The organism is Luteimonas sp. A501 (genome assembly GCF_054052085.1).
Window position 1 is genome coordinate 1,093,983 of record NZ_JBSVRI010000001.1, and the last position, 12,240, is coordinate 1,106,222.

Genomic DNA, 12,240 nt, shown 5'->3' on the forward strand with positions numbered 1-12,240 from the left:
AAGAAAGGGGGAGGGTGCGCGTCGACGCGCAAGCGCGGACAATGCCGCGTCATGATATCACCGGCCTCCCGAACTCCCAGGCGCGCCGCGCCCTCCGGCAGCGTGCGCATCATCGGCGGCCGCTGGCGTGGATCGAAGCTGCCGGTGGCGTCCGCGCCTGGGCTCCGGCCGACGTCCGACCGCGCCCGGGAGACCCTGTTCAACTGGCTGCAGCCGATGCTCGCCGGCGTGCGCGTGCTGGACCTGTTCGCCGGCAGCGGTGCCTTGGGACTTGAGGCGCTGTCGCGTGGCGCGGGCGAGGCATTGCTGGTCGAGCGTGACCCGGCGCTGGCGGAGTCGCTGCGCGAAACCTGTGCGCGCCTTGGCACGGGCGGGGCCGCGATGGTGCTGCGGGCCGATGCGCTGGAGCTGCTGCGCGCGCCGCTGCACGGCCGCTTCGACCTGGTGTTCATCGACCCGCCATTCGCCGATGGTCCGTGGGATGGAGTGATGGCGGGCCTGGAGCCGTGGCTGGCCCCCGATGCGTGGCTCTACCTGGAGTCGCCGCCAGGCATGCAGGTCGCGCCGGGAGCGGGCTGGCGCCTGCACCGTGAATCCGGGACCCGCGACGCCCGCCACGCACTTTTCCGCCGCGGGGCCACGGGCTGAACCGGCACTGCGTGGCGCTGATACACTCCGGCTGGCCCCAGCATCCCAACCACGGCACAGCCACGGCATGAGCACAGCCAGAAACAGGATCGCGGTCTATCCAGGCACGTTCGATCCGATCACCAACGGCCACGTGGACCTGGTCGACCGCGCCGCGCCGCTGTTCGAGAGGCTGATCGTGGGCGTTGCCGAAAGCCCGGCCAAGGGCCCGGCGCTGTCGCTCGACCTGCGGGTCGAGCTTGCACGCGGGGCGCTGGCCTCGCACCGCAACGTCGAAGTCATGGGCTTCAATTCGCTGCTCGCCCATTTCGTGGCCGAAGTCGGCGGCGGCGTGCTGCTGCGCGGCCTGCGCGCGGTGTCGGACTTCGAGTACGAATTCCAGCTTGCGAGCATGAACCGCCACCTGATACCCGAGGTGGAGACGCTGTTCCTGACGCCGGCGGAGCAGTACGGCTTCATTTCCTCCTCGCTGGTGCGGGAGATCTCCCGCCTTGGCGGCGATATCTCGGGATTCGTACCCGCGGCGGTGGCCCAAGCGCTGCAGGCCGAATGGCGACGCGAGCTAGACTGATCACAACCACCATCACCGAATACCTGGGGACACAGAAATGAAGACCATCACCCGACTCGTGCTGACCGCCTGCCTTGCCCTGCCGCTGCTTGCCGCCTGCAAAAAGGAAGAGGCCGTGGTCGCGACCGTGGCAGCGCCGCTGACCGCCCCCGCCACCGCCGACGACAGCGCCTGGCGCGACTACGTGTCCGACGTGGTGACCCGGAACATGGACGGCATCGCCAACCAGCCCTATGTGTACTACCTGCCTGCGAGCACCGGTGATGAAGATGCCGACGCGGGTTCCTACGGCCGGTTGCAGGAGAAGGCCAGCTCGGACGTGGCGCGCGGCATCGTGCGCGGCAACATGCTTGCCTACGCGTCCTCGGACTCGTCGAAGATGGCCGACATCATCGTGCAGGCGTTCGCGGACGTCTCGCCCGACACCATGAAGGGCGTGCGCGTGGTGTTCATCGGCGCCGCCGCCGACCGCGACCGCGTGGCCACGGCCGTGGCTCACTCGGGCGTGGAATTCGTGTTCGTCGAAGCCAGGTAAGGCGTCGCCGCGCTGCCGCCGCCGGCCGTCCAGGCCCGGCGGCGGACCGCGCGTGCAGGGTCTACAATGGCCCGATGGCACTGCGCATCAACGAGCTCTGCATCAACTGCGACGTCTGCGAACCGGCCTGCCCGAACGACGCGATTTCGCAGGGCGAAACCATCTATGTGATCGACCCCGCGCGCTGCACCGAGTGCGTGGGGCATTTCGATGAAGCGCAGTGCGTGGTGGTGTGCCCGGTCGAATGCATCGATCCGGACCCCGACATCCCCGAATCCCACGACCAGCTGCTTGCGAAACTGATGCGGCTGAAGGAGCAGGCCGCATGAACACCACCACATTGCTGCGTCACGCGGCGCTGTTGCTTGCGTTCGCGCTGGCGCCGGCCGTTGCACTGGCCGGCGGCGACTCGTCGGCCGCGACCGCTCCCGCATCCACGGCTCCGGCCGCGCATCCGCCAGGGGCCGCGATCGCGTCCGCGCACGCGCTGGCCACCGACGCCGGGATGGCGGTGCTGGCCGACGGCGGCAACGCCTTCGACGCCGCGATCGCGGTGTCCGCGGTGCTTTCGGTGGTCGAGCCGATCAGCTCGGGCATCGGCGGCGGCGGCTTCTTCCTGCTGCACGATGCCGCGGCCGGCCGCGATGTGTTCCTTGATGCGCGCGAGACGTCGCCGGCGGCGGCGACGCCCGAGCGCTATCTCGATGCCGAGGGCGGCTTCGACCGCGACCGGGCCACCAACGGCGCCTGGTCGGCCGGCATCCCCGGCCTACCGGCCGCCTTCGTGCACCTGCAGCGGAACTACGGCAGGCTGCCGCTTTCGCGCACGCTGGCGCCGGCGATCCGCATCGCGCGCGAGGGTTTCCCGGTGTACGCGCGCATGGCCCGCGGCTATGTGGCGCGCAGCGCGGTGATGGAGCGTTATCCCGGCACGCGCGAGGTCTACCTGGCTGCCGGCCGCCCGATCGCGGAGGGCGACGTCTTCCGCCAGCCAGACCTGGCGCGGACGCTTGAACTGCTGGCCGAAAAGGGCTTCGACGGCTTCTACCGCGGCGACGTGGGCGCGAAGCTGGTGGCGGGCGTCAACGCCGAAGGCGGCGCCTGGACCGCCGACGAGCTTGCCGCGTATCGCGTGCTTGAACGTGACCCGGTCCGCTTCCGCTACCACGACTGGGACATCGTGACCGCGCCGCCGCCGTCGTCGGGCGGGATCGCACTGGCGCAGATGCTGCAGATCCTGGCGCCGTATGACCTGGACGCGCTGCCGGAATCCGAGCGTACCCACCTGGTGGTGGAGTCGATGCGCCGCGCCTACCGCGACCGCACTTTCTACCTCGGCGACCCGGACTTCGTGGAAGTGCCGCAGCGCCTGCTCACCAGCGCCGACTACGCCGCCGGCCTCCGCTCCACGATCCATCCCGGCAAGGCCACGCCCAGCGAGCTGCTGTCCGGCGCGCCGACGCCGCTCGAGGATGACGAAACCACGCATTTCTCGATCATCGACGCCGAGGGCAACCGGGTCGGCGCCACGCAGACCGTGAACCTGCTGTACGGCTCGGGCCTGGTGGCGCCGGGAACCGGCGTGCTGCTCAACAACGAGATGGACGACTTCGCGCTCAAGCCGGGCACGCCCAACGCCTTCGGCGTGATGGGCTACGACGCCAACGCGCCGGAGCCGGGCAAGCGCATGCTGAGCTCGATGACGCCGACCTTCATGGTCTCCGACGACAAGGTCGCCGTGCTCGGCACGCCCGGCGGCAGCCGCATCATCACCATGGTGCTGCTGGGGGTGCTGGGCTATGACGCGGGCCTGTCGGCGGCCGACGTCGCCGCGCTGCCGCGCTACCACCACCAGTGGATGCCCGACGCGATCCAGGCCGAGGGCGGCACCTTCGACGCCGCCACCGCGCAGGCCCTGCGCGCCATGGGCCACGTGGTCCAGCGCCCCGAGGACGAAGCGACCGACGGCCGCCGCTCCAGCGACGTCTGGGGCAACTTCCAGACCGTGGCCTGGGACATCGCCAACAGCCGCCTCGAAGCCGGCACCGACCCCCGCAACCCCGTAGGCAAAGCCCAGGTCCAGCCTAACGAAGCACCCCCACAGTAGGAGCAGCTAGCTGCTCCTACAAAAGCCGGGTTGCGTCGCGGATGGCCGGGTCGCAGCCGCACAAGGAGTCCTGACGTGAAACTCTGGTCGATCGAAGGCAATACCCAGCGCCTGGACGGTGGTTCCATGTTCGGCAACGCGCCGCGGGCGATGTGGTCGAAGTGGATGACGCCGGACGACGCCAATCGCATCCCGCTGGCCACGCGCGCGCTGCTCGCGACGCCGCTCAACGGCCGCACGGTGCTGTTCGAGACCGGCATCGGCGCCTTCTTCGAGCCGAAGCTGCGCGAGCGCTACGGCATCGGCGGCGAGGGCCACGTGCTGCTGGACTCCCTGCGCGAGGCGGGCTTCAGCCATGAGGACATCGACGTGGTGGTGCTCAGCCACCTGCACTTCGACCATGCCGGCGGCCTGCTGTCGGCCTGGAAGGAAGGCGCGGAGCCGGAGCTGCTGTTCCCCAACGCCACCTTCGTCATCGGCGGCGAGCAGTGGCAGCGCGCACATGATCCGCATCCGCGCGACCGCGCCAGCTACATCCCCGGACTGCTGCCGCTGCTTGAGGCAAGCGGCCGCGTGGAGTTGGTCGACGGCGATCGCACGCCGGCGCTGGGCGACGCGGTGCGCTTCCACTGGAGCCACGGCCATACCCCGGGAATGATGCTGGCCGAGGTGCTGGGCCCCGAGTTGCGCGATGACGGCCACCACGGCGGCGTGGTGTTCTGCGCCGACCTGGTGCCCGGGATGCCCTGGGTGCACGTGCCGATCACCATGGGTTACGACCGCTGTGCGGAGACCCTGATCGACGAAAAGCAGGCCTTCCTGGAAGACAAGCTGGCGCGCAACGTGCACCTGTTCTTTACCCATGATCCGACCCATGCGATGGCTCAGCTTGGACGCGATGAGCGCGGGCGCTTTGTCGGCGCGCATCAGATCGCGCGACTGCAGGCGAGGAGCCTCGGCGCCGCGGGCTGAGCTTCAGCCGCCGCCGCCCCGTCGCAGCAGCAGCCAGGCGAGGCGCAGGGCGACCAGGGTCGTGGTCGCGGCAATGAGCCAGGGCAGCCAGACCCGCCATGCGTCGCGCACGCGCCCCGTAGCCGTGGGCGGCCCCGGCGCGGATGGTGGCTCCGCCGGACTGGCTGCGGCCCTGGCGTGTGCCGGGGGTGTTCGCCGGGAGGCAGGCTCCGGCGGCCGGGGAGGGGCCGGACCCAGCTGCACGGCCGGAAGTGCCAGGCGATAGCCCTCGCCGTAGATCGTCTGCAGCACGTGCGCCGAGCTGTCACCCAGCGCGGTGCGCAGCCGCCGCATCACTTTCGAGACCGCGCTGTCGAGTACCGCATCCGCGTCCGGCCATGCCTCCGCGGTCAGCGTCGCGCGCGGCACCACGTGCTCCGCGTGGCGCAGCAGGCATTCCAGCACCACCAGCGCACGGGCATCGAGCTCGCGCGTGCGGCCGTCGGCGTGCAGGCGCCTGAGCGCGGGTTCCAGCCGGTAGCGGCCGAACAGCCAGGTCCCAGCCATCTGCGCGGGCCCTGGTGCGGGCCCGCCGCCAATCGGCGGAACGTTCGACGTCAGCGATGGAGTGGCCACACCGCAGGGCAACGCGGGGAACAGTGCGGTGCGGACACCCGCGGCCGGCAGTGCCGGACGTGCCGACGGCTGGAATCAGGCGCGGGTGCCGAAGATCTTGTCGCCAGCGTCGCCGAGGCCGGGGAGGATGTAGCCGAGATCGTTGAGGCGTTCGTCGACGGAGGCGGTATAGACCTCGACGTCCGGATGGCGGGCTTCGAGTGCGCGCAGGCCTTCGGGCGCGGCCACCAGGAACAGGCCCTTGATCCGGGTGCAGCCGGCGGCCTTGAGCATGTCGACGGTGGCGATGAGGGTGCCGCCGGTGGCGAGCATCGGATCGAGCACCAGTGCGGTGCGGTCGGCCATGTCGCCGACCAGGTTCTCGTAATAGGGCACGGCGTCCAGCGTGCTTTCGTCGCGCTTGATGCCGACCACGCCGACCTTGGCGGCCGGGATCAGCTCCAGCACGCCGTGCAGCATGCCAAGGCCCGCGCGCAGGATCGGCACCAGGGTGACCTTGCGGCCCTTGATGCGGCGTACGCGCACCGGCCCGGCCCAGCCCTCGACCTCGGCGTCTTCGCATTCGAGGTCGGCCGTGGCCTCGTAGGTCAGCAGCGCGGCGACCTCGCCGGTGAGCTCGCGGAAGGTCTTGGTGCTGTTGTCGGCACGGCGCATCAGGCCGAGTTTGTGCTGGACCAGCGGGTGGCGGACTTCGACGATTTTCATGGGGAAGAGTCTAGCGCGTGGCGGGCATGTGACTGCGGTAACCGGATTGAAACAAGCCGGTAATACCGTGTGCACCCATCGATCACACCTTGAGTCTTCCCGCCGTGACCAAGCGCCATCCGCTGCACCTTGCCATCGCCACCACCCTGGCCCTGAGCGCCTCCGGCGCAGCCATGGGCCAGGAGGCACCATCCGCCCCGGCGCCCGCCGAAAGCCCCACCGCGGCCGCGCTTGATGCAGTGAACTTTGAAGCCATCGAGGTCCGCGGCCAGTTCGAGTCGCAGATGCGTGCCATCGACTTCAAGCGTGCGTCGGACGCCATCCAGGACACGGTGTCCGCCGACTCCATGGGCCAGTACCCGGACCAGAACGTCGGCGAGTCGCTGTCGCGCCTGCCCGGCATCAGCGTCACCCGCGACCAGGGCGAGGGCCGCTACGTGGTGATCCGCGGCCTGGATGCGGCGCAGAACTCGGTGATGGTGGACGGCATCGGCATGGGTACGCCAGAGGACAGCAGCCGCGCCGCGCCGCTGGACGTGATCCCCTCGGACTCGACCGAGCGCCTGACCGTGGTCAAGGCCCCGACCCCGGACATGCCGGGCGATTCGCTGGGCGGCATGATCCTGGTCGAGTCGGCGTCGGCCTTCGACCGCAACGGTCGCGACATGCGCCTGAAGGCCGAGGCCAGCCACCAGAACCTCAGCGGCGAGACCAGCCCCAAGGCTGCGTTCAATTTCAGCGACGTCTACAACGACACCTTCGGCGTGGCCTTCGGCCTGAGCTGGCAGGACCGCGATTACGAGAGTGACAACATCGAGGTCGAATACGACGACCAGTTCGAGGACGTCACCGGCGACCGCCTGACCCCGGTCGAGATCCAGCAGCGCAAGTACACGATCAACCGCGAGCGCACCGGCGTGAACCTCAACCTGGACTGGCGCCCGGACCATGACAACCAGTACTACCTGCGCACGCTGTATACCGACTTCACCGATGCCGAGACCCGCCAGAACCACATCATCCCGGTGGGCGAGGGCGACATTGCCGGTTACGACGGCGAAAGCTGGACGGTGGAGGGCATTTCCGCCGACGACTTCGGCCGCCGCCTGCGCTACCGCACCAAGGAAGAAGACACCTTCACCACCAGCGTGGGCGGCATGAACCGCCGCGGCAACGCGCAGTTCGACTACCAGCTCGGCTATACCAAGGCCCGCGAGCGCGTGGACGACGAGGTCGAGATGCGCTTCGAGTACCTGGGCGAGGACGACATGTCGGTCCGCGTAGGCCCGGGCCGGCTGCCGTCGTTCGACGTCATCGACCCGGCCGGTGGCGATGCATGGCTGCGCAACGCCAACTACGGCCTGGACCGCCTGGTGGTGGCGCCCAAGCAGGTGGACGACGAGTCGCTGAGCGCGAAGTTCGACTTCACCTGGACCGGCGAGGCGGTGACGCTCAAGAGCGGCTTCCTGGGACGCTGGCGCGATCGTGACGTCAACGTCGACGAGGCCGAGTACCGCATCGGGCCGGACATCGACCTCGGCGGCTGGACCACGGGCTCGCCCGGCTACCGCCACGGTGACATGGGCGACGGCCTGTCCTCGGGCGCCATGCGCCGCTTCCTGCGCGACAACCGCGGCGCGTTCTCCGCGCGCCCCGGCGACGTGGGCGAGAACACCATGATCTCGCTGGTCGAGGACTACACCGCGAGCGAAGACGTGCTCGCCGCCTACCTGATGGGCACGATGGACTTCGGCAACCTGCGGGTGATCGCCGGTGCGCGCGTTGAGCGCACCGAGTTCGACGCCACTGGCTGGATGGTCGACCTGGACGAAGACGGCGAACTCACCGCCAGCCCGACCTCGGCCTCGAGTTCCTACACCAGCGTGCTGCCGGGCCTGCACCTGCGCTACGACACCGGCAACGACTGGGTGCTGCGCGGCGCGGTCACCAAGACCGTCGCCCGCCCGACCTTCGGTGACATCTCGCCGCGCGCAAGCATCAACCGCGACGACGAAGAGGTCAGCCTGGGCAATCCGCAGCTCGATCCATACGAGTCGCTGAACTTCGACCTGTCGTTCGAGCGCTACATCGGTGAATCGGGCATCTTCTCCGCGGGCATCTTCCACAAGTCGATCGACGGCTACATCGTCGAGACCTGGACCGACAGCGACCCCGCGTTCCCGGGCTTCGACGTCACCACCCCGATCAACGGCGAGGATGCCGAGGTGTTCGGCGTCGAACTCAACTGGCAGCAGAAGCTCGACTTCCTGCCGGGTGCCTGGAGTGGCCTGCTGGTCGGCCTGAGCGGTACGTGGCTTGACACCGAATTCGTCGCCGGCACCGAAAAGTACGCGCTGCCGCTGTCGTCAGAGCGCCTGTATAGCGCCCACATCGGCTGGGAGAACGAGCGCATCAGCACGCGACTGGCAGCGGTGCACCGCAGCGAATACCTGGACGAAATCGGTGACGACGCCCGCTACGATCTCTGGGTCGCGCCCAACACCCAGCTCGACTTCAGCCTGGACTACAAGGTCGCGGACAACTGGGGCCTGTACTTCGAGGCGTCCAACCTGCTTGACGAACCGCTGGAGCTCTACCAGGGCTCGAGCGACTTCACGCTGCAGAACGAGCTTTACGGACGCAGCTACACGCTTGGCGTCAAGGTCAACTTCTGAGGATGCACGCAATGCATGACGTCACCAACCGCCGCGCCGGCTGGCGCGTACTGGCCGCCGGCACCCTGGCGCTTTCGCTCGCTGCCTGCGGTGCCGGACAGGAGCCGGCCGATGCCGCGGGCACAGGCACCCCGGCCGAGGACGCGGAGGACCGCGCCGACCGCGCCCGCGAGGCCGCGCGCACCGATGGCGTGACCGAAGCGGCGGCCGTGCCCGAAGCCTTCGCCACGCCGATGACGCCGGAGGACAACATCGATTCGGTCGCGAGCTGGACCGGGCCCGATGGCCAGGTGCTGCTGCTCGCCACCGCCAAGTCCACCCACCGGCTGGTGGTGTATGACGGCGCCACCGGTGCGCTGGTACGCCACGTTGGCGAGCGCGGCGCGGGCGCGGGGCAGTTCGACCGCCCCAACGGCATCGCCGTGGCCGACGACCTGGCCTTCGTGGTCGAACGCGACAACCACCGCGTGCAGGTGCTGCGCCTGCCCGGCATGGAGACCGTCGCCGAGTTCGGCGCCGACGTGCTGCAGCTGCCCTACGGCCTGTGGGTGAACCAGGTGGACGGTGGCTACGAGGTCTACGTCACCGACGCCTACATGGCCGGGGAAGACGCCGAGGGCGAGGACATCCTGCCGCCGCTGGCCGAGCTCGATCGGCGCGTCCACCGCTTCGCGTTCGCAGCCGCGGCTGATGGCGGCGGCTACCGCGCGAGTCACATCGCGGCCTTCGGCGACACCACGCCCGACGGTGCCCTGCGCGTGGTCGAATCGCTGTGGGGTGACCCCGCCAACGACCGCCTGCTGGTGGCCGAGGAGGACGAGACCTACGCCAACGAATTCAAGGTCTACGACCTGGCCGGCAGCTTCAGCGGCCGCACCATCGGCGGCGAATTCCTGCAGGCCCAGGCCGAGGGCATCATGCTCAAGACCTGTGCCGATGGCGGCGGCTGGTGGATCACCACCGAGCAGGGCAAGGGCCGCACCGCGTTCCATCTGTTCGAACGCGATTCGCTGGCGCACGCCGGCGCCGTCGCTGGCCCGACGGTGGCCAATACCGACGGCATCTGGCTGCACGACGTGCCGACCGCGCAATTCCCCGATGGCGTGCTGTACGCGGTGCATGACGACCAGGGCGCGGTGGCGATCAGCTGGAGCGACATCGCTTCGGCGCTGGCACTGCCTGCGTGCGCGCGCTGATGGCGGCGCGCGTCGCGACTTCATCACGGAGCTCCGCCAGGTCGTCAGTGGCGATGACGGACGGCCTGCGCGCGCTGTTGCTGTCGGCGCTGGTCGCGCTACCGCTGGCATTGCCCGCCGCTGCGATCGCGCGCGACGTGGCCGACGGCGCGCGCACGCTCGAGCCCAACACCCTGGTGCCGGCGGGCGACGCCCGCTACGCGCCCGCGGCCCGCCCCGACCGGATCGTGGCCTCGCCGGCAGCGGATCCTTCGCGTGGATTCCAGGTGTCGTGGCGCACCGCGGCGGGCGTGGACGCGCCCCTGCTCGAGCTCGCTGTCGCCGGCGACACGCCGGACATGGGCGAGGCCAGGCGTCTGCCCGCCGCCACGCGCGCGCTCGACATCGAACAGCGCCTGTCGCACCAGCACCAGGTCGAAGTCACCGGCCTTCAGCCCGATACGCTCTACGCCTTCCGCGTGCAGGGTGCCAAGGGCTGGTGGAGCCCCTGGCGGCAGATGCGCACCGCGGCGGCGCCGGGCAGCGCGCTTGAGTTCCTCTATTTCGGCGACACCCAGAACAAGAACGCGAGCCATTCCACGCGCGTGGTCCTGGAAGCCCTGCGCCATGCGCCGGACGCACGCCTTGCGCTGTTCACCGGCGACCAGGTCAGCGGCGGCGACGGCGAAGACGACAACGAATGGGGCGAGTGGTTCGACGCGGTCGCGCCGGTGGCATCGACCATGCTGGTCGCGCCGGTGACCGGCAACCACGAGTATTTCGAAGAGTTCGAAGACACCCCGCAGGAGCGGCGCGTACTCGGCCACCACTGGCCGCACGTCTACGACCTGCCGGACAACGGCGCGCCGGGTGCTGCGGCCACGACCTACTGGTTCGACATGCACGACGCACGCTTCGTGGTGCTCGATGGCACTTCGGCGCTGGACCTGGGTACCGCCGAAGCGCAGGCCGCCTGGCTTGACGGCGTGCTGCGCGACAGCACGCAGGCATGGTCGATCGTCGCCATCCACCAGCCGATGTTCTCGCCGCGGCAGGATCGCGACAACGTCCTGCTGCGCGAGCACATCCTGCCGGTGCTGGAGCGCCATCGCGTCGACCTGGTGCTGCAGGGCCACGACCATGTCTACGGCCGTCGCGGCGGCCTGGTCGAAGGGCAGGGCACGCCCCAGTACGTGGTCAGCGTGGTCGGTGCAAAGCAGTACCGGCTGTCGCCGGAGGCGCGCGAAACCATGGATCCGGTGGCCGAGGACACCCAACTGTTCCAGGTGGTGCGCATCGATGGCGACACCCTGCGCTATGAAGCGCGCACCGCCACCGGCCGCCTGTACGACGCCTTCTCGCTGCTTGGCGACCGCGAGTCCGGACGCAGCTTGATCGAGCATCGCGAGGGCCGGATCGATCAGCGTGATTGCGCGCGCGAGGCGACCCTCAAGGGACGTCGTGATCGCTGCTGGGAGTAGCGACGTGACGGCGCGCGCCGGACAGTTCGTGCGGCGAGCCGCGGCGATCCTGGCGCTCTGCGCCGCGGCGGTGCCAACGATTGCGCTTTGCGCCGTGGCCATGCCAACACTCGCCTTGGGCGTGCAGTCGGGCGCGTTGCCCGGCCATTCCGAGGGCGCCCCGCAAGCGCCCGCGGCCCGCGATCCCCTCTCGGTCGCCCAGCCGGCGCCTGGAAGTGGCGAAGCCGTCCTCCTGGTCGAGATTCCGGCTGGCAGCGCCACCAAGTTCGAGACCGCTTCCGGTGGCCTGGTCTTCGTCGACCGCTTTCTCGTGATGCCGGTCGTTTATCCGGCCAACTACGGCGCGCTGCCTTCCACGCTCGCAGGCGACGGCGATCCGCTCGACGCCCTCGTTCTTACCCGCGCTCCACTGCCACCCGGCGTGCTGCTGCGCTTCCGGCCGGTGGCGGTGCTGCGGATGGTCGATGGCGGCGCAATGGACCACAAGCTGGTCGGCGTGCCGGCCGATGATGTCGATCCGGCCTATGCCGACATCCGCGACCTCGCCGACCTTCCGGTCTCCGATCGCGAGCGCATCGAAGCCTTCTTCCGTGTCTACAAGCAGTTGCCCGCGCCAGAGGCCGGCGACGTCGTCAGCCTGGAAGGCTGGGGCGATGCCGCGGAGGCGCGCGTGATCCTGGAAGACGCAAGGCGGCGCTATTCCGGTGACCGAGCTCCGGATCGCAGCTATAGCTGCTCCCACTAAGGCCTCGCCCC

General features: G+C 69.6%; 12 protein-coding genes. 10 read left to right on the forward strand and 2 right to left on the reverse strand.

The window, feature by feature from the left end:
* Positions 1–54: 54 nt before the first annotated feature.
* The 6 genes from rsmD to ACW7G5_RS05015 all read left to right on the forward strand — a co-directional run bounded on the left by rsmD (position 55) and on the right by ACW7G5_RS05015 (position 4,833).
* The gene (rsmD, locus tag ACW7G5_RS04990) at positions 55–648 is read left to right on the forward strand and encodes a 16S rRNA (guanine(966)-N(2))-methyltransferase RsmD (protein WP_457002877.1); all 594 of its coding nucleotides are present in this window, start codon (positions 55–57) and stop codon (positions 646–648) included.
* 67 nt (positions 649–715) lie between these two features.
* Entirely contained in the window at positions 716–1,219 is a 504-nt protein-coding gene (gene coaD / locus ACW7G5_RS04995; RefSeq protein ID WP_457002330.1) for a pantetheine-phosphate adenylyltransferase, read from the forward strand.
* 37 nt (positions 1,220–1,256) lie between these two features.
* The gene (locus ACW7G5_RS05000; protein WP_457002332.1) at positions 1,257–1,754 is read left to right on the forward strand and encodes a hypothetical protein; all 498 of its coding nucleotides are present in this window, start codon (positions 1,257–1,259) and stop codon (positions 1,752–1,754) included.
* Between the two features lie 74 nt (positions 1,755–1,828).
* The gene (locus ACW7G5_RS05005; protein ID WP_343255359.1) at positions 1,829–2,083 is read left to right on the forward strand and encodes a YfhL family 4Fe-4S dicluster ferredoxin; all 255 of its coding nucleotides are present in this window, start codon (positions 1,829–1,831) and stop codon (positions 2,081–2,083) included.
* Positions 2,080–3,861 carry a gamma-glutamyltransferase gene (gene ggt / locus ACW7G5_RS05010; RefSeq protein WP_457002334.1) on the forward strand — a complete coding sequence of 594 codons (1,782 nt, stop codon included), beginning with the start codon at positions 2,080–2,082 and terminating at the stop codon, positions 3,859–3,861. Before ACW7G5_RS05005 ends, ggt begins: the two co-directional genes overlap by 4 nt.
* Before the next feature lie 75 nt (positions 3,862–3,936).
* On the forward strand, positions 3,937–4,833 hold the full coding sequence (locus ACW7G5_RS05015) for an MBL fold metallo-hydrolase (RefSeq protein WP_457002336.1): 897 nt from the start codon (positions 3,937–3,939) through the stop codon (positions 4,831–4,833).
* Between the two features lie 3 nt (positions 4,834–4,836).
* On the opposite strand, the gene ACW7G5_RS05020 is transcribed toward ACW7G5_RS05015, so the two are convergent.
* Both ACW7G5_RS05020 and upp read right to left on the reverse strand, forming a co-directional pair.
* Positions 4,837–5,379 (reverse strand): winged helix-turn-helix domain-containing protein, encoded by a 543-nt coding sequence (locus ACW7G5_RS05020; protein WP_457002338.1) that lies wholly within the window; start codon positions 5,377–5,379, stop codon positions 4,837–4,839.
* A 144-nt stretch (positions 5,380–5,523) separates the two neighbouring features.
* Positions 5,524–6,153 carry a uracil phosphoribosyltransferase gene (gene upp / locus ACW7G5_RS05025; protein WP_457002340.1) on the reverse strand — a complete coding sequence of 210 codons (630 nt, stop codon included), beginning with the start codon at positions 6,151–6,153 and terminating at the stop codon, positions 5,524–5,526.
* Positions 6,154–6,257: 104 nt separating this feature from the next.
* Here upp and ACW7G5_RS05030 point away from each other — a divergent pair, with 104 nt between their 5' ends.
* From ACW7G5_RS05030 to ACW7G5_RS05045, 4 genes are all read left to right on the forward strand, one after another.
* Positions 6,258–8,828 carry a TonB-dependent receptor gene (locus tag ACW7G5_RS05030; protein WP_457002879.1) on the forward strand — a complete coding sequence of 857 codons (2,571 nt, stop codon included), beginning with the start codon at positions 6,258–6,260 and terminating at the stop codon, positions 8,826–8,828.
* An 11-nt stretch (positions 8,829–8,839) separates the two neighbouring features.
* A complete protein-coding gene (locus ACW7G5_RS05035) occupies positions 8,840–10,024 on the forward strand; it encodes a phytase (protein WP_457002342.1) in 1,185 nt (394 codons plus the stop codon).
* A gap of 53 nt (positions 10,025–10,077) precedes the next feature.
* On the forward strand, positions 10,078–11,484 hold the full coding sequence (locus ACW7G5_RS05040; RefSeq protein ID WP_457002344.1) for a metallophosphoesterase: 1,407 nt from the start codon (positions 10,078–10,080) through the stop codon (positions 11,482–11,484).
* Between the two features lie 100 nt (positions 11,485–11,584).
* Complete coding sequence (locus tag ACW7G5_RS05045) at positions 11,585–12,229, forward strand: inorganic diphosphatase (protein WP_457002881.1); 645 nt, start codon at positions 11,585–11,587, stop codon at positions 12,227–12,229.
* The last annotated feature ends 11 nt before the right edge of the window (positions 12,230–12,240 follow it).

Bases quoted from the DNA above. Each gene is read 5' to 3' on its own strand.
- ACW7G5_RS05005 (WP_343255359.1), top strand. From the start codon at position 1,829: ATGGCACTGCGCATCAACGAGCTCTGCATCAACTGCGACGTCTGCGAA.
- ggt (WP_457002334.1), top strand. From the start codon at position 2,080: ATGAACACCACCACATTGCTGCGTCACGCGGCGCTGTTGCTTGCGTTC.
- ACW7G5_RS05045 (WP_457002881.1), top strand. From the start codon at position 11,585: ATGCCAACACTCGCCTTGGGCGTGCAGTCGGGCGCGTTGCCCGGCCAT.
- ACW7G5_RS05020 (WP_457002338.1), bottom strand. From the start codon at position 5,379: ATGGCTGGGACCTGGCTGTTCGGCCGCTACCGGCTGGAACCCGCGCTC.
- coaD (WP_457002330.1), top strand. From the start codon at position 716: ATGAGCACAGCCAGAAACAGGATCGCGGTCTATCCAGGCACGTTCGAT.
- ACW7G5_RS05040 (WP_457002344.1), top strand. From the start codon at position 10,078: ATGACGGACGGCCTGCGCGCGCTGTTGCTGTCGGCGCTGGTCGCGCTA.
- ACW7G5_RS05035 (WP_457002342.1), top strand. From the start codon at position 8,840: ATGCATGACGTCACCAACCGCCGCGCCGGCTGGCGCGTACTGGCCGCC.
- upp (WP_457002340.1), bottom strand. From the start codon at position 6,153: ATGAAAATCGTCGAAGTCCGCCACCCGCTGGTCCAGCACAAACTCGGC.
- ACW7G5_RS05000 (WP_457002332.1), top strand. From the start codon at position 1,257: ATGAAGACCATCACCCGACTCGTGCTGACCGCCTGCCTTGCCCTGCCG.